Source organism: Nocardia rhamnosiphila NBRC 108938 (assembly GCF_000720425.1).
GTDB classification, from domain to species: domain Bacteria; phylum Actinomycetota; class Actinomycetes; order Mycobacteriales; family Mycobacteriaceae; genus Nocardia; species Nocardia rhamnosiphila.
Window position 1 is genome coordinate 39,058 of record NZ_JOAJ01000005.1, and the last position, 24,739, is coordinate 63,796.

The following is a 24,739-nucleotide window of genomic DNA, read 5'->3' on the forward strand; positions in this document are numbered from 1 at the left end:
TGCGCGGTCTGCGAGTTGCGGTCTACAAAGCAAGTGCTTGGTAGGTTATCCTACCGGCGTGGGTGCTATCCAGACCTCAGAATCCGGTACCGGTCGCGACGGCGGACGGCAATCGGCCGAACACGCCGCCAGAGCGCGGCCTACGGCCGAACGGACCAGCGTGGCCGCCCTGAGCGACGGCGAATTCGCCGAGCAGGTGCGGAGCTGGCTCGACGAGCAGCTCAACGGTGAATTCCGGGAACTGCGCGGGCTGGGCGGCCCCGGCCGCGAACACGAGGCCTTCGACGAACGCCTGGAATGGGACCGCGCGCTGGCCGCCGCGGGCTGGACCTGCCTGGGCTGGCCGGTGGAATACGGCGGGCGCGACGCGAGCGTCGCGCAGCAGATCATCTTCCACGAGGAGTACGCGAAGGCGAACGCGCCCGCGCGGGTCTCGCACGTGGGTGAGGAACTACTCGGCCCGACCCTGCTGGCCTTCGGGACCGACGCCCAGCGCGACCGTTTCCTGCCGGGAATCCGCACCGTCACCGAACTATGGTGCCAGGGCTACTCGGAACCGGGCGCCGGCTCCGATCTCGCCGCTGTGTCGACCTCCGCACGCCTGGACGGTGACCAGTGGTCGATCAACGGGCAGAAGATCTGGACCTCGCTGGCGCATGTGGCCGACTGGTGCTTCGCGGTCTGCCGCACCGAACCGGGCTCGAAACGCCACAAGGGCCTTTCGTATCTGCTGGTGCCGATGGACCAGCCCGGTATCGAGGTCCGGCCGATCGTGCAGCTCACCGGCACCTCCGAATTCAACGAGGTGTTCTTCGACAACGCGCGCACCGAGGCCGACCTGGTCGTGGGCGAACCGGGCGACGGCTGGCGGGTCGCGATGGGCACGCTGAACGTCGAACGCGGTATCTCCACACTCGGCCAGCAGATCCGCTTCGCCCGGGAACTCGCGGCGATCGAGAACCTGGCCCGCGAGTCCGGCGCCCTCGACGATCCGCTGCTGGCGGACAAGATAGATCGTGCCTGGGTGGGGCTGCGGGTGCTGCGCGCCCACGCGCTGCGCACCATGGCCGAGACCGCCGACGATGGCGGCCAGGCCTCGGTGGGCAAACTGCTCTGGGCCAATTGGCATCGCGGGCTCGGCGAACTCGCCATGGCGGTGCGCGGCGCCGCCGGACTCGTCGCCGCGGACGGTGATCTCGACGAATGGCAGCGGCTGTATCTGTTCACCCGCGCCGACACGATCTACGGAGGTTCGAACGAAGTGCAGCGCAACATCATCTCCGAGCGAGTGCTCGGTCTCCCTCGTGAGGCCCGGTAGTGAGCGGGCCGCTGTCGGTCGCGCCCCCGCAGACTCCGGCGCACAACCTGCTCACCGGCCGCCGGGCCGTGGTCACCGCGGCCGCCGGTACCGGGATCGGATCCGCGACGGCCCGCCGGCTGCTCGCCGAAGGCGCCGATGTGGTGGTCTCGGATTGGCACGAACGGCGGCTGGAGGCCACGCGTGCCGAACTGTCCGCGGAGTTCACCGACCGCAAGGTCGCCGCGATCGCCTGTGATGTCACCAGCACCGGACAGGTCGACGAACTGGTCCGTGGGGCGGCCGCGGCGCTGGGCGGTGTCGATATTTTCGTCAACAACGCCGGCCTCGGCGGCGAGACGCCGGTGGTCGATATGACCGACGAACAGTGGGACCGCGTCCTCGACATCACCCTCAACGGCACCTTCCGCTGTACCCGGGCCGCGCTGAACTACTTCCGCGACGCGAAACACGGCGGCGTGATCGTCAACAATGCGAGCGTGCTCGGTTGGCGGGCTCAGTACGGTCAGGCGCACTACGCCGCCGCGAAGGCCGGTGTGATGGCGCTGACCAGGTGCAGCGCGGTCGAGGCGGCCGAGTTGGGCGTCCGGATCAACGCGGTGTCGCCGAGCATCGCCCGGCATGCGTTCCTGGACAAGACCAGCTCCAGCGAACTGCTCGACCGGCTCTCCGAGCGCGAGGCCTTCGGCCGGGCGGCCGAACCGTGGGAGGTCGCGGCCACCATCGCGATGCTCGCCAGCGATTACACCACCTACCTCACCGGCGAGGTGGTCTCGATCAGCAGCCAGCGCGCCTGAGGGGAACCCGTGCGCGCGGTGTCGCCCGAGGCCACTTCGGTGTCGGCCGGTGGCCGCGCCGGCGCCGGTCGGGGATTCGTGCGCCGGGGTCGGTACCGCCGGGCGCGGTGCTGCCCGCAAGGGGTTCGCGTGCCCGACGAAGTCCGGGAGGAGCGGGTCAGGCGCGGGTGAGCGCGAAGATACGCAGGTCCCGGTCGGTGCGGTGCCGGTAGGTGGCGTACGCGCCGGTGATCTCGACGAAACGCTGGAAGATCGATTCCGCCGCGGCACCCTCGACCCGGGTGGCGGTGACCGGAATGCGTTCTCCCGCGATGGCCACGGTCGCGCTCGGTTCGGCGAGGAGGTTGGCCGTCCAGGCCGGGTGGCGGGCGCCACCGAAGTTGCTGCCGATGACGTAGAGGGTGGCACCGTCGTGCACGCACAGCAGCGGCTGGGTGCGCGGCTGTCCCGATCGGCGACCCGTGGTGGTCAACAGGATCACCGGTGCCCCGATCGGCCCGAGCGCGGTGTAGCGGGCGCCGGTACGTTCGAGTACCCGGCGGTCCAGCGGGGTGAGGGCCCGGACCAGCCGAGAGCCGAACTTCGTGCCGGCGAACCTGTCTGCCGCACGGGCCAGTGGACTTTCCGGGGAACCCCACTGGCGCTGCGGGAACGGCGTCGTCATCCGGCGAATATACCGACGGCCCCGGCGCGCCCTCCGGTATGTGCCAGGCACGGCCCCGCGGACGTACATCTCGCGGCGATCGGCAGTTCTCCGATTCGGTCGCCGGAATTCGGTATCCGGCGGAACCGGTTCCGGCTACCGGCCGTCCAAATAATCGGAAGCAGTGCGGAATTCGTATCTCTTCCGCGACGCGGGCCCGAGGGGTCCGGCTCCGACAGGGAGGGGGGAGCCGGAAACCTCGGGCCCGCCGGTCGCACACCGCCCATGGACCAAGCAAATGCTTGGTTGTATCATGGCGGGGTGACCGCACCCGACCCCTCGAAATCGGCCCGGCGAACCGAACTACTCGATATGGCGGCAGAACTGTTCGCCGAACGGGGCGTGCGCGCCACCACGGTGCGTGATATCGCCGACGCGGCGGGCATCCTCTCCGGCAGCCTGTACCACCACTTCTCCTCGAAAGAGGGGATGGTGGACGAGATCCTGCGCGGATTCCTCGACGAGCTGTTCGGACGCTACCGCGAGATCGTCGCCGCCGGGCTGAATTCGCGTGCCACGCTGGAAGCCCTGGTGCTGGCCTCCTACGAGGCCTTCGACCGATCCCATGCGGCGGTCGCCATCTACCAGTCCGAGGCCAAACGCCTCCGGGCCGCCGAACGTTTCGCCTACATCGACGACTACAACCGCGAATTCCGTGAGCTCTGGCGCCGCGTCCTCACCAGCGGCGTCGCCGACGGCAGCTTCCGCCCCGAACTCGATATCGACCTGGCCTACCGCTTCCTGCGCGACACGGTCTGGGTCGCGGTCCGCTGGTACCAGCCCGGCGGCGGGTCGATCACCGTCGACACGCTCGCCAAGCAGTACCTCACCATCGTGCTCGACGGGCTCACCGTGCCGGGCCACACCGATTAGGAGAAAATCCATGGCAACAGCTGCCCGCCGCCCCTATGCACCGTTGCGTGAGGCGTACGTGATCGATGCGGTGCGCACCCCGATCGGGAAGCGCGGTGGTGCGCTGGCGGAGGTCCATCCGGCCGATCTCGGCGCGGCCGCGTTGCAGGGCCTGCTCGGCCGCAATTCGATCGACCCCGCCCGGGTCGACGATGTGATCGTCGGCTGCGTCGACAATGTCGGCCCGCAGGCCGGCAATATCGGCCGGACGATGTGGCTGACCGCCGGATATCCGGAAGAGGTCCCCGGCGTCACCGTGGACCGGCAGTGCGGGTCCAGCCAGCAGGCCATCAACTTCGGCGCCCAGGCCATCATGAGCGGTACCGCCGAGGTCATCGTGGCCGGCGGAGTGCAGAACATGAGCGCTATCCCGATCTCCGCGGCCATGATCGCCGGTAAGGAGTACGGCTTCGATTCGCCGTTCGTCGGCGCCAAGGGCTGGGATCACCGCTACGGCACCGGCGAGGTCTCGCAGTTCCGTGGCGCGCAGTTGATCGCCGAGAAGTGGGGGATCACCCGCGAGGACATGGAGCAGTGGGCGCTGCGCAGCCACGAGCGCGCCCGCGCCGCCATCAAAGCGGGCCGGTTCGACAACGAGATCGTGCCCGTGGGGGATTTCTGGATCGACCAGGGTCCGCGCGAGACCAGTCTGGAGAAGATGGCCTCGCTGCCCGCGCTGGAAGAGGGCAGCCCGCTGACCGCCGCGGTCGCCTCGCAGATCTCCGACGGCGCCAGTGCGACCCTGCTCGCCTCGGAATGGGCGGTCGAGGAATACGGTCTCACCCCGCGCGCCCGCATCATCCACGTCAGCGCTCGCGGCGCCGACCCGCTGTACATGCTCACCGCGCCGATCCCCGCCACCCGGTGGGCGCTGGAGAAGACCGGCCTGACCATCGACGATATCGACGTGGTCGAGATCAACGAGGCCTTCGCCCCCGTGGTGCTGGCCTGGTTGAAGGAGACCGGCGCCGACCCGGAGAAGGTGAACGTGAACGGCGGCGCGATCGCACTGGGCCATCCGCTCGGCGCGACCGGCGCGAAACTCTTCGCCACCCTGCTGAACGAACTGGAGCGGATCAACGGCCGCTACGGCCTGCTCACCATCTGCGAGGGCGGCGGCACCGCCAACGCCACCATCATCGAGCGGCTCGACCGCTGACGATGTGGTGGCGGTGAGGCCGCCACCACATCGGCTCTGTCAGTGGACCCGGACCGGCACGTTGGCCCAGCCGGCGACATTGGTGACCGTGGCCCGGCGCAGACCTGCCCGGTCCACGGTGTAGTCGGGCATCACGTCGAGCAGTGCGTCCAGTGCGATCCGGCCTTCCAACCGGGCCAGCGCGGCACCCAGGCAACTGTGGATGCCGTAACCGAAGCCCAGGTTGTGCCCGGAATGCGGCCGGTCGATATCGAAGCTTTCGGCGTCGGGGAACGCCTGCTCGTCGCGCGTGGCCGAGGCGAGCAGCATCAGCACGTAGCTGCCCTGCGGAATGGTCCGGTCGTGCAGCCGTACCTCGGTACGGGTGTAGCGCAGGTCGTACTGCACGGGCCCGTCGTAACGCAGCACTTCTTCGAAGGCCGCGGGGATCTTCGACCGATCGGCGCGCAGGGCTCGCCACTGCTCCGGGTGGTCGGCGAACAGGACGGCCGCGATGCCGACGAGCTTGGCGACGGTTTCGGCGCCCGCCCCGCCCAGCAGCGAGATGAAACCGGCGATCTCGATATCGGTCAACGCGGTCTTCGTCCCGTCACCGCGGTCGACCTCGGCCGCGATCAGATGGCTGATCATGTCGTCGCGCGGGCGGGCCCGTCGCTCGAGGATCAGTTCGAAGTAGTACTGCCCGGCTTCCCGGATCGCCTCCGCCGCTTCGGGCCGCATCCCGGTCTCCCCGGGGCGGCGTTCCAGCGGGAGAGCGTGTAATTCGCGCAGCCGGGCCCGGTCCGGTGCCGGGACGCCGAGCATGGAGCTGATCACCTCGATCGGGAAATGGTTCGAGAAGTCCGCCACCACATCGAATTCGCCGCCGGGCAGCCGTTCGACGAATGTCGCGACGGTCTCCCGGACCATGGGTTCCAGCGCCGCTATCGCGCGCGGGGTGAACACCTTGCGCACCAGGTTGCGCATCCGGGTGTGCTCGGGCGGGTCCATCATGATGATCATCGGCACGGACGGTTTCGGATGGCCGGGGTCCAGGACCATGTCCAGGGTGATGCCCTCGGCCGAGGAGAAGGTGTCGAAATTCTTCATCCCGGCCGCGACGTCGGGGTAGCGCGACAGCGACCAGAGGCCGTATTCGGGGTTGAAGTGGACCGGGGCCTGCGCGCGTAGGCGGCGATAGATTTCGTGCGGGTCGGAGAAGAATTCGTCGGAGAACGGGTCGAAGACGATCCCGTCGCCGGATACACAGGTGTCCGTCATCGGACTCACCTCGATACAGCTGGAGCTGGATGGAATGTGCCGCGCGGGGCTGTCCGTACGATTCGATGGTGGCCGCCGGAATGCGGGTTCACCAGCTGAAACGGTCTACCGGACCGGCCCTGTCGGTACTCGATAGAGTGTTACACAACTTACAAAAAGTGTAAAGGATGTAAATGTCGTCATCGGATGCCAACTCGAACGGGCCGACCCGGGAGCGAATCCTGCGCGCGACCTTCGAGGTGCTGAGCCGCCACGGCCACAGCAAGCTGAACCTGTCCGATGTCGCCGCGGCGGCCAAGGTCTCCCGGCCGACGCTGTACCGGTTCTTCTCCTCGAAGGACGAACTGCTCGCCGCCTTCGGGCGCTACGAACAGCAGAACACGCAGGATGCCTTCGCGGCCGCGACCGAGGGTCTCGCCGGCGCCGCCCGGCTGGACGCGGCGCTGCGGTACATGGTCGATCATCAGGAGTCGTATTCGCTGGGCCGGCTGGTCGATGTGGAACCGGACCATGTGCTGGCCGAACTCGCCCGCGTCATGCCGATCATGCGTGCGCTCATCCGGCCGATGGTCGAGGGGGCCGACGCCGATATCGTCGCCGCGGCGATCATCCGGCTGGCGGCCTGTCACTACGTGGTCCGGGGCGACGACCGGGCGACCTTCCTCGCGCAGCTGCGGCATGTGGCGGGCATCCCACCGGGCGGCCTGGAAATAGATAGTTAGCCTATGTAATAATATTTGGGTGCAGCCGAACCCGGTGACCGATGTGGACGACACCGTCGTCGATCTACTGGTCACCGCGAGTCGGCTCACGCGCGCGGCGGGCATGCTCAGCGTCGACGACCTGCCGCGCGCCACCGTGCGCGCACTGGCAGTGCTCGAGGAACACGGTTCGCTGCGGGTCAGCGAATTCGCTCGAATCGATCGCACGTCGCAACCCACGGCGACCGCGCTCATCGCCCGCCTGGTGGGGGAGGGATACGCCTCCCGGCACCGCGACCCGGACGATTCGCGCGCGGTCGTCGTCCAACTCACACCGGCCGGGCGTGCCCGGCTCGCCGCCACCCGCGCCTCCATGCGCGAGGCGCTGTCCGGCCCGCTACCCGGCTTCGACGCCGAACGCCTGACCGGACTCGCAGCCGATCTACGGGAGCTGCTGGCGGCGATCCGCGAATCGGCCGGGCACCACACGCAATCGAGGAAAGACCGATGAGCACCACGACCAGGACGGCGATCGAGCCGACCAGCACATCGACCGGGCAGCCGAAGGCGGTCTGGGCCGTCGCCTTCGCCAGCGTTATCGCGTTCATGGGCATCGGCCTGGTCGATCCGATTCTCAAACCCATCGGGGAACAGCTCCACGCGTCGCCGCCGCAGGTATCGCTGCTGTTCACCAGCTATATGCTCGTCACCGGCGTCGCCATGCTGGTCACGGGCGTGGTCTCCAGCCGGTTCGGCGCGAAGAAGACTCTGCTCGCCGGCCTCGCGCTGATCATCGTCTTCGCGGCACTGGCCGGTATGTCGGAAACGGTCGGCCAGATCGTCGGCTTCCGCGCGGGCTGGGGGCTCGGCAACGCCCTGTTCATCGCAACCGCGCTGGCCACCATTGTCGGTGCCGCCAGCGGCGGGGTCGCGCGCGCGATCATCCTCTACGAGGCGGCGCTGGGCATCGGTATCGCCACCGGGCCGCTGCTGGGCGGCGTGCTCGGCGGGATCAGCTGGCGCGGGCCGTTCTTCGGTGTGTCCGTCCTGATGGCCGTCGCCTTCATCGCGATCGTCGTGCTGCTGCCCGAGGGGCCGAAAGCCGCGAAACCGACCTCACTGGCCGCACCGTTCAAGGCGCTGCGCCACCGCGGCCTGCTGGTCGTGAGCATTACGGCGCTGCTGTACAACTTCGGTTTCTTCACCTTGCTCGCCTACACCCCGTTCCCGCTGGACATGGGCACCTACGCGATCGGCTTCATATTCTGCGGCTGGGGCATCCTGCTCGCCGTGGCCTCGGTCTTCTTCGCGCCCAAACTGCAGCACCGTTTCGGCACGCTGCCCATGATCGCGGTGGCGGTCGGGCTGTTCGCCGCGGATCTGGCGGTGATGGCATTGTTCGCCGAGCACAAGCCGGTGCTGATCGCCGGCGTCGTCCTCGCGGGTCTGTTCCTCGGCGTGAACAACACGCTGATCACCGAGGCCGTGATGATCTCCGCCCCGGTGGAACGCTCGACCGCGTCGGCGGCCTACAGCTTCGTCCGCTTTGTGGGCGGCGCCGCCGCACCGTGGCTGGCAGGCAAACTCGGCGAGACCAGCGTTTCGCTGCCGTTCTGGGTGGGCGCGGTCTGCACCGCCGCCGGTGTGGTGGTGCTGCTGGCCGGCCGCTCGGCACTGGCCCATATCGACGACCACGACCCCGCTCCCCACAGTGTGGAGGAAGCGCAGGCGGTCACGGTCGGTGACTGACCTCCACAAGAGGTCTTTCGCGGGCCCCGCCGACAGGCGGGGCCCGCTCTTTTCGTGACCATCCGGACAACCTGCCCGGCGTAGGGTCGGGGAGTATGACCGAAGCGCAGCGAGACGAGGTCCGGGTCGAGACGATCCAGAAGCGAGTGCGGGTCTACCTCGGCGGACATCTGGTCGCCGATACCGTCCGCCCCGCGCTGGTCTGGGAGAACCCGTATTACCCGGCCTACTACATTCCGGTCGGCGATCTGCGCGCGAAACTCGAGTTCGACGGCAGCACGCGCACCTCCGCCCGCCTCGGGGAGGCGACCGGTTACAACGTCGTCGTGGACGGCACCACGGCCGCCGGCGCCGCCCTGCGCTACGCGGATCCGCCGTTGCACGATCTGGTGCGGTTGGACTGGGACGCGATGGACGAATGGTTCGAGGAGGACGAGCCGATCTACGTCCACCCGCGCAACCCGTACTCGCGCGTGGATATCCTGGCCAGTTCCCGGCATGTCCGGGTGGAACTCGACGGGGTGACCGTGGCCGATTCGCGGTCCCCGCGGATCCTGTTCGAAACCGGGCTCCCCGCCCGCTTCTACCTGCCGCTCACCGATATCAGAATGGACCTGCTGCGGCCGTCGGACACCCACACGAGCTGTCCGTACAAGGGCAATGCCGACTACTGGAACATCCGCGTCGGCGAGACCGAGCATCCGGATCTGGTGTGGATCTACCGGACCCCGACCCCGGAGAGCCAGAAGATCGCGGGACTGGCCTGCTTCTACAACGAGAAGGTCGATATCTATATCGACGGTGAGTTGCAGGAGCGGCCGCGGAGCCCGTTCGGCTGAGCAAACCCGCGGGCAGCCGCCCCGTGGCTCGGCGGCCATCCGCGCCGGTACCGCGGCCCGGATCTTCCGCCGGGCCGATGCGGCGATGCCGTTCAGCCGACCGGACCGCCACCTTTCGATACCGCCGGGTCCGCGCGCGGGGGACCGATCTCGATACCGTCCCGGGTCGCCAGCGTCCCACCCCAGTCGTAGAGCGCCTGCAGGACCGGCCGGAGTCCGGGATCGATCAGCCGGTAGGTCACGGTGCGGACCGGGCCCTCGTGCACCGTCCGCTCGACAAGACGGGCGGCCTCGAGTTCGCGCAGCCGCTGGGTCAGCATCTTCTCGGTGATCTCGGGAACGAGTCGGCGCAGTTCGCCGTAGCGCCGCGGCCGCTCCTTCAGGTAGCCGAGGATCACGACCGCCCACTTGCCGCCGATGGTGTCCATCGCCAGTTCGACCTGGCAGGAGTAGAAGGTCCGCCGCACGCTCACGCACCACAAAGTACGTTCTTGTGCCGTTGTTCCCAAGATGGTCGACTTCATCCATGATCACCGAGTACATCCGGTACCGCGTTCCCGATCCGGCCGCGTTCGAGGTTGCCTATCGCCGCGCCGCGGTGTCGTTGCAGTTCTCGCCGTACTGCCGGACCTACGATCTGGACCGGTGCGTCGATGACCCGGAGGTCTATATCCTCCGGCTCACCTGGACCTCGGCGAGCGATCATCTGGAGAAGTTCCGCAACAGCTCGCACTTCCGGGAGTTCTTCGCCCAGATCAAGGATTACGTCACCGGTATCGAGGAGATGCGGCACTACGAGCCGGTCGCGTTGGTGCCGTCGCTCTACGACTGGGCGGGCGGCGCGGAGGCGTTCGGGAAGCTCTTCGATACCTTCTACGACCGGGTACCGGAGGATCCGGTGCTCGGCCCGGTTTTCGAGGGCATGCACCCCGACCACGCGAAGCATGTAGCCGCCTGGCTCGGCGAGGTTTTCGGCGGGCCCGCCGTCTACTCGGAACGGCACGGCGGCCACCAGCACATGATCTCCCGCCACCGGGACCGGTCCTTGACCGAGGAACAGCGTCAGCGCTGGGTGAGCCTCCTGATCGAGACCGCCGACCGGGTCGGCCTGCCCGCCGACGCCGAGTTCCGGGCGGCATTCGTGGGGTATCTGGAATGGGGAACCCGGATGGCGCTGCTGTTCTCCGGGCCCGACGCCCCGGCGAGCGACAGCGAACCCATGCCCACCTGGGGCTGGGGTGAGGTACGCCCCTGGCCGCGGTATTGAGCGCGGACCCGGGCCGCTGAGATACACGCGCGCACGGTGCGCGCAAGCCACGGCCCCGGCCGACACCGTCCTGCCGGTACGGTCGCGGCCGCGGGCCGGCGCACCGCGGCGCTGCACCGACGCCACCGGCGGCTGCGGTCGCCGGCCGCGCGGCCGCGGTTGCCCGACCGGTTCGGCAAAGCGTCTCCGAGACGAAAAGGGGCCCGTCCACCGATAGTGGACGGGCCCGGAGCCGGATGTCTCAGCTCTTCGATTCGGTGCTCTGGGGCAGTCCGGCGAGGGTGCCGATCCGGGCGACCGCGTCCGCGACGATCCGGTCGATCAGCTCCTGGCAGGTCGGCAGATCCTCCAGGATGCCGCTCACCTGGCCCGCCGCCAGCACCCCGGCCTCGGTATTGCCCTCGACCAGCCCGGCGCGCAACAGCATCGGGGTGTTGGCCGCCATGATCACCTGGGACCAGGTGAGGTCCTTGGCCTTACGCATGGCCAGACCGTCGCGGACCAGCGTGGACCATTTCATCCCGGTCATGCTCTTGAACCGGGCCGCATTGCCCACGGCGGCCGTGAGGCCACGGACCCGCCCCGAGTTCTCCAGCTTCTGCACGAGTTCGGTGTTGAGCACCCGGTGCGGCATACCGTCGACTTTGGTGGACACCACTGTTTCGCCCAGTTGGCGGCGCAGGTATTCCTGCTTCACCGAATCCGGGACGCTGCTTTCCTGCGTGAGCAGGAAACGAGTGCCCATCGCGACCCCGGCGGCGCCGTAGGCGAGGGCGGCGGCGAGGCCGCGTCCGTCGAAGAAGCCGCCGGCCGCGACCACCGGGATATCGACCGCGTCCAGGACCGACGGCAGCAGCAGGGTGGTGGCCACCGGCCCGGTGTGCCCGCCGCCCTCACCACCCTGGACGATCACGGCGTCCGCGCCCCAGGAGGCGACCTTCACCGCGTGCTTGGCGGCGCCGATCGACGGAACCACCACCACGCCGGCGTCTTTCAGCTTGGCGATGAGGTCCTTCTTCGGCGCCAGGGCGAAGGAGGCGACCTTGACGTTCTCGCGGATGAGCAGATCGATCCGCTCGGGCGCGTCCGAGGCGTCGGCACGGATGTTCACCCCGAACGGTTTATCGGTCTGCGCCTTGGTTTTGGCGATGGCCGTTTCCAGCTCGTCGTAGGTCATGGTGGCCGAGGCCAGAATGCCCAGCCCGCCGGCATTGGAGGTGGCCGAGACCAGGCTCGGTCCCGCCACCCAGCCCATACCGGTCTGCACGACGGGATGTTCGATCCCGACCAGTTCGGTCAGCGGGGTCCGCAGCCGGGGTGTCACTGCGGGACCTCCCGGTCGCGGATCTTCTTCGGATCCAGGACCTCGCGGATGATCCGCAGTTCCTCGGTGGTGGGCAGCCGGGACTCTTCGGCCGTGCCCAAGTCGGCGATCTCGAACGAGGTGTTCTCCGCGACCTCACCGGCGGTGACCCCGGGGTGCAGACTCAGCGCGCGCATCGTGTGGTCCGGGCCGTTGAAATCGAAAACGCCCAGGTTGCTGACCACCCGGTGGATGTGATGGAAGCGGAACGCGGGATTTTCCGGGTCGACCTTGTCATAGCCGACGCCCGCGACGATATCCACCTTCTCGCCGAACACCCGCCTGGTGTGCCGTCCGACCCAGTAGCTGGTGGGGTGGTTGATGGTGTTGCCGGGGGCGCCGCGGACGCCGAACATCTGCCGGGTCGGCTGCTGTAGCGGGCCGAAGGCCGAAAGGTTCTGGTTGCCGTAGCGGTCGATCTGGTTGGCGCCCATGACCACATGGCGGCGGCCCGAGGCCAGCACATCGAACACCTTGCGGAACGGGATCCAGCCCTCCACCGGCGCCTTACCGCCGATGGGCGGGGTCTCGGCGAGGAAGAACGCTTCGCCGTCGGAGATCAGCAGATCGGGTTCGAAGGTGAGTTTCGCCAGCCGCGCGCCCAGCTGTGCCATCGGCGACATGGGACTGGCGAAGATCTCTCCGGCGTCGCGGAAGATCTCGGCGCAGGCGACCGCGCACACCTCCGCGCGGGTGATGGTTTCGGTGCTGGTCACCGCTCCTCCTTGAATCGCGCGACGGCGGCCTGGTAGTCGGCTTCGGAACCGCTGAGGTAGGTGTCGACGAAGGTCTGCCAGGTCTCCGGCGACCCGGCGGCTTCGACATAGTGCCGCTGGAATTTCTCGTCCCGGCCGTAGCTCTCACCACCGAGGGTGAAATGCGCGCCGTTGGGGGCTTCGACCACCGCGTCCACCATCATGCGGTTGAGCAGCAGCGCCTGCTGGGGCACGGTTTTCACCAGTTCCTCGGTCTCCACGAGGCGTTCCACCGAGAGGTAGCGCTTCTCGGCGGCCAGGCAGAACAGGTCGTCCATGTAGGGGTCCACGCCCTGGTAGGCGGCATTACCGTACGCGTCGCCGATATTCAGGTGCACCAGCGCGGCGTCGAGGTTCAGGGCCGGCATGGCGATCAGGGTTTCCGGACGGCCGCCCGGGCCCGGGTACGGCGAGGTCACGGTCCGGAGTTCGCCGTCCCAGAAGTTCGGTACATCCGAGCCCAGGCCGGCGCGGATCGGCAGGAACGGCAGTCGCGCCGCGGCCGCCTCGAGCCCGCATTTGAGCATGCCCTCGTCCATCTCGCGGGCGATGATCTGCCCGGAGGTGCGGGCCTTCGCGAACCAGGGGTCGTAGAACGGCGCCGAGTCCAGGGAGACGAACCCGTAGTAGGCCTTGCGGACCTTCCCGGCCGAAAGCAGCAGCCCCAGGTCCGGCCCCCCGTAGGTGACCACCGTCAGGTCGGTGACGTCCGACCGCAGCAGGGCGCGCACCAGGGCCATCGGCTTACGCCGGGAACCCCAGCCGCCGATGCCGATGGTCATCCCGCTGCGCAGTTCGCCGACGATCTCGTCCAGCGTTTTCCGCTTGTCTCGCATGGTCTTCCGTTCCACGTCAGTTCTTGTCCTTCTGCGCCGCCAGGTCTTCGTCGAAGCGTTCGCGGATCTCGTCGGAGGCTCCGGAAAGATTCAGTTCGAAGGTGAACCCCTGCTCGAAGCGGTAGCTGCGGTGCACGTCCTGCAGGTCGATGCCGTTGAGGGCGCGTTTGGCGGCCCGGATGACCCGGCCGTCCTTGGCCGCGATGCTCTCGGCGACCTTCAGCGCGGTGGCGTCGAGTTCCTCCCGGGGGACCACCTCGAGTACGGAGCCGTAATGGTGCAGCTGCTGGGCGGTGGCGGTGCTCGCGGTGAAGAAGAGCGCGCGCATGAGGTGCTGGGGGACCAGCCGGGCGAGGTGGGTGGCGGCGCCGAGCGCACCGCGGTCGACCTCGGGTAGGCCGAAGGTCGCGTCGTCGGAGGCGATGATGATGTCGGAGTTGCCGACCAGGCCGATCCCGCCGCCCAGGCAGAAGCCCTGGACCGCGGTGACCACCGGGACCGGGCAGTCGTAGACCGCGCCGAATGCCTCGAAGCATCCGTGGTTGGCGTCGATGAGCGCCTGATGCCCGGGTTTGCGCTGGATCTCCTTGATATCGACGCCCGCGTTGAAGCCGCGGTTCTCGGCGCGCAGCACCACCACGCGGGTCTGCGGGTCGCGCCCGGCGGCGCGAATCTCGTCGGCGAGGGCGAACCAGCCGTCCGAGGGTATGGCGTTGACCGGCGGATAGTCGACCGTGACCACGGCGATACCGGCGGATTCCGAATGGCGCTTGATCCCCATCGCGTATCCCATCTCGCATCTCGAGCATCTTGGCTAAGCAAGCAATTGCTTGGTAGGTTAACACGGTGGCACTCGAAATCGACCTGTCCGATCGCGTCGTTCTGGTAACCGGCGGCGTCCGCGGCGTCGGCGCCGGGATCAGCCGCGTCCTGCTCTCCGCCGGGGCGACCGTGGTGGCATGTGCCCGCCGTCCCGGCGATACCCCGGTCGAGGTGGACGGGCGGGAGATCGACTTCCTGCCGTGCGATGTCCGCGACCCGGCAGCCGTGGCGGAGTTGATCGCCGAGATCGTCCGGCGGCACGGGCGGCTGGATCACGCGGTGAACAATGCCGGTGGCGCCCCCTATGCCCTGGCGCAGGACGCCAGCCCCAAATTCCACACCAAGATCATCGAGCTGAATCTGCTCTCCGCCCTGCACGTCGCCCAGGCGGCACACGCGGTGATCAGCAGGCAGGAGGACGGCGGCTCGATCGTCAATATCTCCAGCCTCAGCGGCCACCGGCCTTCCCCGGGCACGGCCGCCTACGGGGCGGCCAAAGCGGGAGTAGACGCACTGACCGTCTCCCTCGCCGCGGAATGGGCCCCGAAGGTCCGGATCAACTCACTGGTGGTCGGCGCGGTGGAAACCGAATTGAGCGCTCTGCACTACGGTGACGCCGACGGAGTGGCCGCCGTCGGCCAGACCATCCCGATGGGGCGGCTGGCCCGGCCCGAGGATGTCGGCAACGGCGTGGCCTTCCTGCTCTCCCCACTGGCCGGGTACATCTCCGGGGCGACCCTGCAGATCCACGGCGGCGGCGAACCCCCGGCCTTCCTGTCGGTGGCGACCGCCGGCCACTCCGATGCCGCGGCGAAGGCCTGACCTCACCTCGAACAGATATCGACCATCGACGATAGGAACGGACATGGCAACCGAGGGCATCTGCGCCGGACGGATCGTGATCATCACCGGCGCCGGCCGGGGTATCGGCCGGGCGCACGCCCTGGCCTTCGCCGCCGAGGGAGCGAAGGTCGTGGTGAACGATCTCGGCTCGACCCTCAGCGGTGAGTCGACCGCGGAAACCCCCGCCGAGCAGGTGGTCTCGGAGATCCGGGCGGCCGGCGGCGAGGCCGTGGCCAACGGCGACGACGTGGCGAGCTGGGAGGGCGCACAGCGGCTCATCCAGCAGGCCGTGGACACGTTCGGCGGCTTGGACGTCCTGGTCAACAATGCCGGATTCGTCCGCGACCGGATGCTGGTCAATCTCGCCGAGGACGAATGGGATTCGGTGGTCCGCGTCCACCTCAAGGGTCATTTCGCCACCATGCGGCACGCGGCCGCGTACTGGCGCGCGGAATCCAAGGCGGGTCGTACGGTGGACGCCCGGATCATCAACACCAGCTCCGGCGCCGGTCTGCAGGGCAGTGTCGGCCAGGGGAACTACGGTGCCGCCAAGGCGGGTATCGCCGGTCTCACCCTGACCGCCGCGGCCGAATTCGGGCGGTACGGCGTCACGGTGAACGCGATCGCCCCCTCGGCACGCACCCGGATGACCGAAACCGTCTTCGCTGACATGATGGCCGCACCCGATGACGGGTTCGACGCCATGGCGCCGGAGAACATCTCACCGATCGTGGTGTGGCTGGGCAGCGCGGAATCGGCCGGTGTCACCGGCCGGATGTTCGAGGTCGAGGGCGGTCGCCTCGCCTTGGCGGAGGGCTGGCGCCACGGGGTGCCGGTCGACCGCGGCGCGCGGTGGAATCCGGCCGAACTCGGCACCGTGGTCTCGGAGCTGATCGCGAAAGGCGCGACCCCGGAACCCGTATACGGCGCGTAAGGATTCACCACTGTTCGAACGGGCCCCTCCCGTCGTCGGCCGACGACGGGACGGGCCCGTTTCGATAGGAATGTCCGACTGTCCAGCTACTGGACCCCGCACCGGGGTGTTGTGATCTATTCCATGCTCTCCGGGGCGCTGTCCGCTGTGTACTGGCGCCCGAGCAGCGGATAGCCGGGACCGTTCGCTCCGTGTCGCCACTTCGTCATGCACCGGTGAGGGTGCTGGTTTACCATGGGCAACCATCTGTTCGTTCTACCCGGAAGGCGTCATCGCCGGGCGAATCCGCACTATCGATCGAGGGGTTGACCGGCGCATGGCCGTGGGGCGCATCAAGCGATTGCTTGCAGTAGCCGGAGCGGCCGGATGCCTGGGGCTGGTCGGCGGGCCGGCACTCGCTCAAGCGAATCCGGGCCGGGGGCCGATGACCGAACAGGGCCCCTCCGGCAGTGGCGGCGACGGCCTCGCCCCGCCGCTCCCGGGCGCGCAACCTCCCGAGGGCGGCCCGCTCGCCATACCGGGCAGCGAACCGGAGTCGGGCGATGAGACCGGAGAGCGAGCTTCGACCGAATCGGGCGCACCCACCGGTCTCGGAATGGGTAGCAGTGCGCCGGTGCCGGATTCCGGTTCCGTTGGTAGCGGTGCGGATTCCGGTGACATCGCGCAGTGGCAGCCCCTGGGCATCCCCGGCCGGGTCCAGGAGCCGGAAGCGGTCGACACCGCCGAGCCGGCGCCGGACGCTGCTCCGCGACCGGATCCTGCGCCGGTTGCCGAACCTCTCGGCCCGGTGGGGTTGGGCACCGCTCTGGGTACCATTCTGGCCACCGGTTCGGCCGCCGTCGGTTCGGCCGCCGCGGCGCCCCTGGGGGTCACCGGCTCCGCCGCGCTCGGGGCCGGATCGGCAGTCCTCGGAACGGGTTCCGCCGCAGCGGGTTCGGCCGGACTCGGAGTGGGTGCGACCGGTTCCGCCGCACTGGGCAGCGGTTCGGCAGCGCTCGGTACCGGTTCGGCCGCGGTGGGTTCGGCCGGAGCCGGGGTACTGGGTACGGGATCCGCCGCGCTGGGTTCGGCGGGAGTCGGAGTGCTCGGCACCGGTTCGGCCGCGACGGGCTCGGCCGGGTCCGGGATACTCGGCACCGGTTCGGCCGGTGTGGGTTCGGCTGCCGTGGGCTCCGCGGCTACCGGGTCCGCTGCCGCCGGTTCGGCGGCGACCGGCTCCGCCGCGCTGGGTTCGGCCGGTGTGGGTTCCGCGGCCCCGCTGCTGCTCCTGCTGCTGCCGGCGCCCCCGGTTCCGGCGCCCCCGGTCGGGCCGCCACTGGCATTACCGGCGCCCGGCGGCGGTGCGGGTGCCGGTGCTCCGGCAATCGGTGTGGCCGTTCCGGTGCCCGCGGTCGCGCCGCCGGCCGTCCCCGCGGCGCCCGCTCCCGGTGGATCCGCGCCGTCGGTCGCCGCCGCGCCGCCGAATCATGCGGTGCGTCCGACGAACGCCGAGGGTCTGCTGCCCGAACCCAAGGTCCTGTCGGTGATCGGCGGGCTGATCGCCTTGGCCATCGCCGGCGGCGGTTCGGCCGTGATGAGCTATCACAGCGCCGCACAGGCACAGGCGCGGGTCGATGCCGCGCGGGCCGAATTCTTCGGAACGGGTGCGTGATCGCGATGACGCAGAGCCGGACACAGAGCGCCCGGGCCTATCGGCGGGTCGCCGCCGCGGTCGACGCGGTGTGCGCGATCGCCGCCGATGCCGACGCCACCACCCTCGATGAAGTGGTGGACGCGGTGGCCGCCGAGCGGGGCCGACCGATCGAAATCGCCGATGCCGACCTCGGTCCCGGCGTCTGCGGCCAGCGTCGCTACTACCCGACCAAGGACATCATCGTGCTCGCCAGTGCGCTGCCGAGCCGGGACCATACGCTGGCCCACGAACTGGGGCATATCGTCTTCGATCACGAGGGCGCCCCGGCCCCCGAGGTGACACTGGAGGTGAGCGACGAGCTCATCGCCTACATGCTGAGTCAGCGCGCCCATCAGACCGCACTCGAGGACGGCGAGGACGATCAGTCCGAATGGGAGGCCGAAACTTTCGCCGCCATGCTGATGACGCGGCTGCGCGTGTTCAACAGCCGGGGCGCGGGCGTCTCGGTCCTTCGATTCGATGAGGCTCTGGGATGACGTTCTGGTTGACCGCCCTGATCGTCTGGGTCGCCGCGGGCGCACGGGTGGGACGGGTACTCGTCAAGCCCGCGACCACCGCGCGGGTGGCGATAGTGATGGCCGTTTCGGCGGTCGCGCTGGCCTGTACCGCCGCGGTGCCCGATGTGGCATTGGCCGTCGACAACTTACTGCCCGGCGGATTGCCGGCGGGCCGGCTGTCGGAAGGGCTGGTGGTCTCCGCCTGGCTGCTCTTCGCTGCCGCGACCTCGGTGGTCGCCTCGGCGGCCTGGCCGGTGGTTTCGCGACGTAATCTGCGCCAGATCGCCGGGGGCATATACGGAACCGGGCTCTGCGCCGTCGCCGGCACCCTCAGCGCATCGTTCACCGCGGGGTGGGTGGTCACCGCGGCGGCCGGTGCCTTCATCGTGGTGACCGGTCTGCGCAACCTGAGCTGGACTGCGCTCGGCCGGGGTATCGCCGTCTACGTGACGGGGACCGCGCTGGTGGTCGCGCTGGCCGTCGGGCAGGTACAGCGGGGGCTCACCGGAGCTACCCGTTCCGGGCCGGGCGAGCCGGCCTGGGCCTGGCCGCTCTGGCAGCTGGCCGCATTGCTCGTCGCTTTCGGCGCGGTGTGGATCGTGGTGGAAATGTGGGTGCGGGCACGGTTGTTGTTGCGCCGGGTGCAGACGTTGCACAAAGTCCTGGTCGAACGCTTTCCGGAGGTCGTTCAGGAGGAGACCGGGACATCGACCCAGCTCAAGGCGTCGGATCGGGTCGCGCAAATCATGGATGCGCTGTATCTGCAGTCGGGCGGCGGTGTCGAGATCGCGGCTGCCGGGGAGCCTTCCGCCGCGGTGTCCGCCCGTGCGGAACGGGTGGCGCAGTGGGCCCGGAATCCGCTGGGCCGGGCCGTGGTGGACTCCCGCTGGATCGCACCGCCGGAGGGCATCAGCCCGCGCGGATGGGTGCAGGCGATCGCCGCGGCGTTCGATGCGCAGCCGGAACCGACCGAGCGACCGACGGTCACGGTTACGTAGTTGCCCGAGGTATGCGGTACGCCCGTTACGTCACTGTGATTATCCCCGGCGAGGCCCAGTAATCGTGCCGAGCGGTCGGTCTGCATTCTTCCGTGCCGCGGAACTTCGGGCGCACCGAGAGCCTCGCCGAAGGAATTTTTCCCGTCCACGGGAACATCGTGCGGGGATTTCCGGGGCACAGGCGTCGGCGCGGTGCGACCCCGATGGGGATCGCGCCGCGCCGACGGGGTCTGCTATTCGGTGCCGTCCGGCGGAATTTCGGGCAAGCCTTCGCTCGCGCGCAGTTTTTCCGCCATGGAGGTGAGCAGGTTCTGCGACTCCTCCGACAGGTCGAAGGCCCGGCTGGACAGCCGCCGCAGACCGTAACCCTGTAGCTGCGATAGAAGTTCCAGGTCGTGGTCGATCTTCGCGGCGTAGATGTCGTTGAAGAAGTAGTCGGGCTTCACCTTGAAGAACTTCGCCAGCGCCGCAACCGTCTCGTCGGAAGGATTCGTACGCTGGCCCGACCGTAACTGCGACAGATACGGTTTGGAGATCGGATGACCGGATGCCGTCAGGGCGGCCGCTACCTCTGCATTGGTATGCGGCTTTCGCCCCGGGGGATGCACGGTTTCGAACAGCTTGTTCAGCCGCGCCGCGAAATCAGCCATTGTGAGCCGCCCAATTCCCTTCACTGTACTAACAGACGTTATCTCGGATACCTATCATTGATATTAGCGGCTCAGTAACTGAAAACCTACGCCTGAATCAGGATTTCCTTGAAGCTTCCAGGCGCATATCAGGGGAAGTGGACCGCGGTACCGCGTTTGCGGGTTGCCCGCACCGGACTTGTGGACCTCTGATACGGCCAGGTAGCCGCCCGTCGCGGGGGTCTTCCCGGGCGGGCGGCCAGTAGCCTCTGGATAGCTGGTATCCCTTCCGGAGCTGTGCCGAAGCCATTGTGTGGCGTACGACACGTCTACCGAAAACTGAGATGAACGTTCAACCTACCGGCTGAATTTTGTGAAGGACACTGGGCCCGTACGGGTCCGACTGTGGTCCGTACGGGCCGATGTCCTGTCGCAATAGGGAATTGGAGGCGCCACTACAGGCGTTCGATGATCGTCCCTGTCGCGAGTGCGCCACCGGCGCACATGAGAACCATTGCGACGTTCCGGTCGGAACGTTCGAGTTCGTGCAGGGCCGTGGTGATCAAGCGGGACCCGGTGGAGCCGACAGGATGGCCGAGGGCGATCGCGCCACCGTTCACATTCACCCGGTCGAAATCGGGCTTGTGCACCTGAGCCCAGGACAATGCTACGGAAGCGAATGCCTCGTTGATCTCGAACAGGTCGATATCGCCGATACTCATACCCGAACGCTCGAGCAGCCGTTCGCACGCCTGGACCGGGCCGTCGAGGTGGAACTCGGGTTCGGAACCGACCAGGCACTGGGTCACCACCCGGGCCCGGGGCCGCAGGCCTTCACGTTCGGCGGCCTTCTCGTCCATCAGCAGTACTGCCGCCGCGCCGTCGGAAATCTGCGAAGACGTTCCGGCGGTGTGGATTCCACCCTCCAGTACCGGCTTCAGTTTGGCGAGGCTCTCCGCCGAGGTCTCCCGTAGGCCCTGGTCCCGGTTCACCTCCTGCTCATCCCCGGTCGGGTTACCCTCCTTGTCGACCACCGGCGCGGTGACGGTGAGGACCTCGCGATCGAAACGGCCCTCGGCCCAAGCCTGTGCGGCCAGGCGCTGGGACCGCACACCGAGCGCGTCCACATCCTCGCGAGTGATACCGCGCCGCTTGGCGATTCGCTCGGCGGCCTCGAACTGGTTGGGCATATCGATATCCCAGGAGGCCGGCCGGCGCGGGCCCGCCTGGTCTCCGACATTGGCGCCCAGCGGTACCTGGCTCATCGCCTCCACACCGCATGCCACACCGATATCGATGGCGCCGGCGGCGATCAGGCCGGCGACCAGATGGTTGGCCTGCTGGGCCGAACCGCACTGGGCGTCGATGGTGGTGGCGCCCACCTGCCAGGGCAGACCGGCGGCGAGCCAGGCCGTGCGGGTGATGTTGTTGGACTGCGCACCGGCCTGGGTGACACAGCCGCCGATGATCTGTTCGACCTTGGCGGGGTCGAGGTGGGCGCGATCGAGCAGCCCGCGCTGGGCGAGGCCGAGGATCTCGGCGGCGTGCAGCCCGGACAACCAGCCGTTGCGTTTGCCGATGGGGGTGCGAGCTGCCTCGACGATAACGGGTGTGCCCATCATGAACCTTTCGTTTCGGACATAAAACTGTAACGTGTTCCGCGCACGGCACGAGGCTTGATCAGTCCGCTTTCTTTCCTCGTTCTCCCGCCTGTGCTTCAATGATTGTAGAACGTGTTTCAGTTTGTCGAAGGAGACATCTGGTGGTGGATACGCGCATGGCCCGGCCGAACCTGCCGGACGGGTTCGACGTCACGGACCCCGACATGTACGTGCAGCGGATTCCGGTCGAGGAGTTCGCCGAACTCCGGCGTACCGCCCCGATCTGGTGGCAGGAGAAATCACCGGAGGTCGGCGGATTCCACGACGACGGATTCTGGGTCGTCACCAAGCACGCCGATATCAAGGAGGTGTCGCGGCGCAGCGATGTGTTCTCGACCTTCGAGAACACGGCGCTGCCGCGCTTCAACGACGATATCGAGCGTGAGCAGATCGAACTGCAGCGTTTCATCCTGCTGAACATGGACCCGCCCGAGCACACCCGGATGCGCAAGATCATCTCGCGCGGCTTCACCCCCCGCGCGATCAACTCGCTGCGCGAAGAGCTGTCCAAGCGCACCGAGGCGATCGTCAAGGCCGCTGCGGAGGCCGGGTCCGGTGATTTCGTCACCCAGATCGCCTGCGAACTGCCCCTGCAGGCGATCGCCGAACTGATCGGCGTCCCGCAGGAGGACCGGATGAAGGTCTTCACCTGGTCCAACGAGATGACCGGCTACGACGATCCAGAGATCGATGTGGATCCGGTGCAGGCCTCCACCGAACTACTCGGATACGCCTACGCGATGGCCGAGGCCCGTAAGGCCTGTCCGGCCGACGATATCGTCACCACCTTGGTCGAGGCGGATATCGACGGTGAATCGCTCAAATCCGAGGAATTCGGCTTCTTCGTGATGCTGCTGGCCGTCGCGGGTAACGAGACCACCCGCAACGCCATCACCCACGGCATGATCGCCTTCCTGGAGAACCCGGATCAGTGGGAGCTCTACAAGAAGGAACGCCCCAAGACCGCGGCCGACGAGATCATTCGCTGGGCCAGCCCCATCACCACCTTCCAGCGCACCGCGCTCGAGGACACCGAACTGAACGGCGTCCAGATCAAGAAGGGTCAGCGGGTACTGATGGTCTACCGAGCGGCGAACTTCGACGAGGATGTCTTCGAGAACCCGATGAAGTTCGACATCATGCGCGAGGACAACCAGCATGTGGCCTTCGGCGGTACCGGCGCGCACTACTGCATCGGCGCCAACCTGGCCAAACTGGAGATCGACCTGATCTTCAACGCGATCGCCGACCATATGCCCGACATCACCAAGCTGGGCGACCCGAAGCGGCTGCGGTCGGGGTGGCTGAACGGCATCAAGGAGTTCCAGGTCGACTACAAGACCTGCCCCGTGACCGGCCAGACGTCGAGCTGACAACCTGCGCTTCTTCCGGCCCCGAGCACCAGGTGTTCGGGGCCGGAAGTGTAAGTACGGGGTGATCCGCGAGTGGACTCCGGACGAACCGAGCCCCGCACACCGGTGTGGTGTGCGGGGCTCGGTTCATACCCCGGTGGTGAGGCGGCCGGGCCGGGAGGGAAACCGGCCGGCCACGACTCAATCGACCGGTGTGGCTGTCGCCATGGCCCGCTCTACTTCCCAGAAAGCGCGCAGGGCGGCGATCTTGCCCGACTCGTCCACCTTGTAGGTGAAGACGCCTTCGGCGTCGATGCGATGCCCGCCGAGGGTGGTGCGGATCGTCCCGGTGAAGGCGACCTCCGCACCGCAGGCGAAGGAATCACCGAACAGGAACTCGATCGAATCCGTTCCCGCGATGGCCTTGTCCCAGAAGGCGCCGATGGCCTCCGGCCCCCGGTGTCCTTTGCCCTCGGGGTCGAAACCGGACGGTCCGACGGGATCTTCCACAATGCCGTCCACGGCGAACAACGCGAGCCAGGCGTCCTTGTCCCGGGCGCGCACGGCGGCCTGTGAGGCCAGACCGGCCGCGCGCGCGGGATGTTCCTCGCTGCTCATTGGTTCCTTTCGGCAAAGCGGTGTGCCACCACTTTCGTGGCGGCACACGCGGAGGTCAGTTGATCGGGTTCTGGATGTACTCTTCGGCGAACTTGCGCAGCGCATCCTGCTTCGCGGCGAGTTCACCGTCGAATCCGATACCGGCGGCCAGCCAGGGGATCACGATCGCATCGGTGACACCGGCGTCGTACTGCTCCTGGTAACCGTCGCGGCCGAACTTGTCGATGCAGACCGCCTGGATCTCGAACGGCACCTCGGCCCGCCCGTATTCGGCCCGCAACTCACCCAGCCGGGCAATGGTGGTCTGCAGATCGTCGAACTTCATCATGGCCGAGGTCCAGCCGTCCCCGACCTTCGCGGCGCGGCGCAGTGCCACCTCGGTGTGGCCACCGATGTAGAACGGGACCGGTTCGCTCGGTGCCGGGCTCATCTGCAGTTCGTCGAAATCGAAGAATTCGCCGTGGAATTCGACCATACCGCCCGCGAGAACCTTCTTGATGACCTCGATCATCTCGTCGACCCGGGCGCCGCGGCGCGCGTAGGGCACGCCGCACCACTCGAATTCCTCCGGCGCCCAGCCGATACCCACCCCGAACCCGAACCGGTTACCGGACAGATTCGCCACCGACCCGACCTGGCGGGCGAGTAGCAGCGGATTGCGGGACCCGAGTTTGAGCACATTGGTGTAGAAGCGCAGCCGGGTGGTCACCGCGGCCATGGCGGTCGCGGCGATGAGCGGATCCACCCACGGCGTGTCCGGACCCCAGAAACGGCTGCCGTCCGGGGTGTAGGGATACTTCGCCGCCTGGGATTTCATGTAGAACAGCGAATCCGGCAGGGCGATCGAGGTGAACCCGACCTCCTCGGCGGTCCGGGCGAGCGCGGGCAGCTGGTCCAGCGGGCTCAGCGCGATTCCGAGGCTGAACTGCAGGGTCATCGGCGTTCCGCCTCGGAGACCCCACCGTTTACGGCGGCGAGGACAAGGCGGATGTGCCTATTGTGCAGCATGTCAGTGCCTTTCGCTAGGGTCGAA

Annotated in this window: 26 protein-coding genes; 15 read left to right on the top strand and 11 right to left on the bottom strand. The window is 68.0% G+C overall.

Going from position 1 to position 24,739, the window contains the following annotated elements:
* Positions 1 to 160 precede the first annotated feature (160 nt).
* Entirely contained in the window at positions 161 to 1,318 is a 1,158-nt protein-coding gene (locus tag IG75_RS0117865; RefSeq protein ID WP_030522940.1) for an acyl-CoA dehydrogenase family protein, read from the top strand.
* A complete protein-coding gene (locus IG75_RS0117870; RefSeq protein ID WP_030522939.1) occupies positions 1,318 to 2,115 on the top strand; it encodes an SDR family oxidoreductase in 798 nt (265 codons plus the stop codon). The genes IG75_RS0117865 and IG75_RS0117870 overlap by 1 nt, the downstream gene beginning before the upstream one ends.
* Before the next feature lie 157 nt (positions 2,116 to 2,272).
* Here the strand turns inward: IG75_RS0117870 and IG75_RS0117875 are convergent, their stop codons facing one another.
* Positions 2,273 to 2,779, bottom strand: coding sequence for a nitroreductase/quinone reductase family protein (locus tag IG75_RS0117875; protein WP_030522938.1), 507 nt, complete (start codon positions 2,777 to 2,779; stop codon positions 2,273 to 2,275).
* 264 nt (positions 2,780 to 3,043) lie between these two features.
* Between IG75_RS0117875 and IG75_RS0117880 the strand changes: the two genes are divergently transcribed.
* The gene (locus IG75_RS0117880; RefSeq protein ID WP_081876995.1) at positions 3,044 to 3,691 is read left to right on the top strand and encodes a TetR/AcrR family transcriptional regulator; all 648 of its coding nucleotides are present in this window, start codon (positions 3,044 to 3,046) and stop codon (positions 3,689 to 3,691) included.
* Between the two features lie 43 nt (positions 3,692 to 3,734).
* Positions 3,735 to 4,889 (top strand): acetyl-CoA C-acetyltransferase, encoded by a 1,155-nt coding sequence (locus tag IG75_RS0117885; protein WP_030522936.1) that lies wholly within the window; start codon positions 3,735 to 3,737, stop codon positions 4,887 to 4,889.
* Between the two features lie 39 nt (positions 4,890 to 4,928).
* On the opposite strand, the gene IG75_RS0117890 is transcribed toward IG75_RS0117885, so the two are convergent.
* Complete coding sequence (locus tag IG75_RS0117890; RefSeq protein ID WP_373863788.1) at positions 4,929 to 6,158, bottom strand: cytochrome P450; 1,230 nt, start codon at positions 6,156 to 6,158, stop codon at positions 4,929 to 4,931.
* A gap of 164 nt (positions 6,159 to 6,322) precedes the next feature.
* Here IG75_RS0117890 and IG75_RS0117895 point away from each other — a divergent pair, with 164 nt between their 5' ends.
* The 4 genes from IG75_RS0117895 (at position 6,323) to IG75_RS0117910 (ending at position 9,438) form a co-directional block, all read left to right on the top strand.
* Positions 6,323 to 6,871 (top strand): TetR/AcrR family transcriptional regulator, encoded by a 549-nt coding sequence (locus IG75_RS0117895; RefSeq protein ID WP_030522934.1) that lies wholly within the window; start codon positions 6,323 to 6,325, stop codon positions 6,869 to 6,871.
* A 19-nt stretch (positions 6,872 to 6,890) separates the two neighbouring features.
* Positions 6,891 to 7,361, top strand: coding sequence for a MarR family winged helix-turn-helix transcriptional regulator (locus tag IG75_RS0117900; protein ID WP_063045421.1), 471 nt, complete (start codon positions 6,891 to 6,893; stop codon positions 7,359 to 7,361).
* Positions 7,358 to 8,599: an MFS transporter gene (locus IG75_RS0117905; RefSeq protein WP_030522932.1), complete on the top strand. Its 1,242-nt coding sequence runs from the start codon at positions 7,358 to 7,360 to the stop codon at positions 8,597 to 8,599. Before IG75_RS0117900 ends, IG75_RS0117905 begins: the two co-directional genes overlap by 4 nt.
* 95 nt (positions 8,600 to 8,694) lie before the next feature.
* Positions 8,695 to 9,438, top strand: a complete 744-nt coding sequence (locus IG75_RS0117910) for a DUF427 domain-containing protein (protein ID WP_030522931.1) — start codon at positions 8,695 to 8,697, stop codon at positions 9,436 to 9,438.
* Positions 9,439 to 9,530: 92 nt separating this feature from the next.
* Here IG75_RS0117910 and IG75_RS0117915 read toward each other — a convergent pair whose 3' ends face one another.
* On the bottom strand, positions 9,531 to 9,911 hold the full coding sequence (locus IG75_RS0117915) for a winged helix-turn-helix transcriptional regulator (RefSeq protein ID WP_245713428.1): 381 nt from the start codon (positions 9,909 to 9,911) through the stop codon (positions 9,531 to 9,533).
* A 53-nt stretch (positions 9,912 to 9,964) separates the two neighbouring features.
* On the opposite strand from IG75_RS0117915, the gene IG75_RS0117920 reads away from it, so the two are divergent.
* Positions 9,965 to 10,705: a group II truncated hemoglobin gene (locus tag IG75_RS0117920; RefSeq protein WP_030522929.1), complete on the top strand. Its 741-nt coding sequence runs from the start codon at positions 9,965 to 9,967 to the stop codon at positions 10,703 to 10,705.
* 241 nt (positions 10,706 to 10,946) lie between these two features.
* Here IG75_RS0117920 and IG75_RS0117925 read toward each other — a convergent pair whose 3' ends face one another.
* The 4 genes from IG75_RS0117925 to IG75_RS0117940 are packed head-to-tail and all read right to left on the bottom strand — an operon-like array spanning position 10,947 to position 14,440.
* Positions 10,947 to 12,029 carry an NAD(P)H-dependent flavin oxidoreductase gene (locus IG75_RS0117925; RefSeq protein WP_030522928.1) on the bottom strand — a complete coding sequence of 361 codons (1,083 nt, stop codon included), beginning with the start codon at positions 12,027 to 12,029 and terminating at the stop codon, positions 10,947 to 10,949.
* Positions 12,026 to 12,784 (bottom strand): CoA-transferase subunit beta, encoded by a 759-nt coding sequence (locus IG75_RS0117930; RefSeq protein WP_030522927.1) that lies wholly within the window; start codon positions 12,782 to 12,784, stop codon positions 12,026 to 12,028. Before IG75_RS0117930 ends, IG75_RS0117925 begins: the two co-directional genes overlap by 4 nt.
* Entirely contained in the window at positions 12,781 to 13,659 is an 879-nt protein-coding gene (locus IG75_RS0117935; RefSeq protein ID WP_030522926.1) for a CoA transferase subunit A, read from the bottom strand. Before IG75_RS0117935 ends, IG75_RS0117930 begins: the two co-directional genes overlap by 4 nt.
* Before the next feature lie 16 nt (positions 13,660 to 13,675).
* Positions 13,676 to 14,440 carry an enoyl-CoA hydratase family protein gene (locus tag IG75_RS0117940; RefSeq protein WP_030522925.1) on the bottom strand — a complete coding sequence of 255 codons (765 nt, stop codon included), beginning with the start codon at positions 14,438 to 14,440 and terminating at the stop codon, positions 13,676 to 13,678.
* Positions 14,441 to 14,505: 65 nt separating this feature from the next.
* Here IG75_RS0117940 and IG75_RS0117945 point away from each other — a divergent pair, with 65 nt between their 5' ends.
* From IG75_RS0117945 to IG75_RS0117965, 5 genes are all read left to right on the top strand, one after another.
* On the top strand, positions 14,506 to 15,303 hold the full coding sequence (locus tag IG75_RS0117945) for an SDR family oxidoreductase (protein ID WP_030522924.1): 798 nt from the start codon (positions 14,506 to 14,508) through the stop codon (positions 15,301 to 15,303).
* A 43-nt stretch (positions 15,304 to 15,346) separates the two neighbouring features.
* Complete coding sequence (locus tag IG75_RS0117950) at positions 15,347 to 16,258, top strand: SDR family oxidoreductase (RefSeq protein WP_030522923.1); 912 nt, start codon at positions 15,347 to 15,349, stop codon at positions 16,256 to 16,258.
* Between the two features lie 424 nt (positions 16,259 to 16,682).
* Positions 16,683 to 17,909, top strand: a complete 1,227-nt coding sequence (locus IG75_RS37400) for a TrbL/VirB6 family protein (protein ID WP_030522922.1) — start codon at positions 16,683 to 16,685, stop codon at positions 17,907 to 17,909.
* A gap of 5 nt (positions 17,910 to 17,914) precedes the next feature.
* Positions 17,915 to 18,427 (top strand): ImmA/IrrE family metallo-endopeptidase, encoded by a 513-nt coding sequence (locus tag IG75_RS0117960; RefSeq protein WP_030522921.1) that lies wholly within the window; start codon positions 17,915 to 17,917, stop codon positions 18,425 to 18,427.
* The gene (locus tag IG75_RS0117965) at positions 18,424 to 19,446 is read left to right on the top strand and encodes a hypothetical protein (protein ID WP_051714705.1); all 1,023 of its coding nucleotides are present in this window, start codon (positions 18,424 to 18,426) and stop codon (positions 19,444 to 19,446) included. The genes IG75_RS0117960 and IG75_RS0117965 overlap by 4 nt, the downstream gene beginning before the upstream one ends.
* A 233-nt stretch (positions 19,447 to 19,679) precedes the next feature.
* Here the strand turns inward: IG75_RS0117965 and IG75_RS0117970 are convergent, their stop codons facing one another.
* Positions 19,680 to 20,096: a helix-turn-helix domain-containing protein gene (locus tag IG75_RS0117970; protein WP_011207048.1), complete on the bottom strand. Its 417-nt coding sequence runs from the start codon at positions 20,094 to 20,096 to the stop codon at positions 19,680 to 19,682.
* 434 nt (positions 20,097 to 20,530) lie between these two features.
* Positions 20,531 to 21,694, bottom strand: a complete 1,164-nt coding sequence (locus IG75_RS0117975; protein ID WP_030522919.1) for a steroid 3-ketoacyl-CoA thiolase — start codon at positions 21,692 to 21,694, stop codon at positions 20,531 to 20,533.
* Between the two features lie 158 nt (positions 21,695 to 21,852).
* Here IG75_RS0117975 and IG75_RS0117980 point away from each other — a divergent pair, with 158 nt between their 5' ends.
* Entirely contained in the window at positions 21,853 to 23,109 is a 1,257-nt protein-coding gene (locus IG75_RS0117980) for a cytochrome P450 (protein WP_030522918.1), read from the top strand.
* 180 nt (positions 23,110 to 23,289) lie between these two features.
* Here IG75_RS0117980 and IG75_RS0117985 read toward each other — a convergent pair whose 3' ends face one another.
* Positions 23,290 to 23,706 carry a nuclear transport factor 2 family protein gene (locus IG75_RS0117985; protein ID WP_030522917.1) on the bottom strand — a complete coding sequence of 139 codons (417 nt, stop codon included), beginning with the start codon at positions 23,704 to 23,706 and terminating at the stop codon, positions 23,290 to 23,292.
* 55 nt (positions 23,707 to 23,761) lie between these two features.
* Positions 23,762 to 24,637 carry a TIGR03619 family F420-dependent LLM class oxidoreductase gene (locus IG75_RS0117990; RefSeq protein ID WP_030522916.1) on the bottom strand — a complete coding sequence of 292 codons (876 nt, stop codon included), beginning with the start codon at positions 24,635 to 24,637 and terminating at the stop codon, positions 23,762 to 23,764.
* Positions 24,638 to 24,739 lie beyond the last annotated feature (102 nt).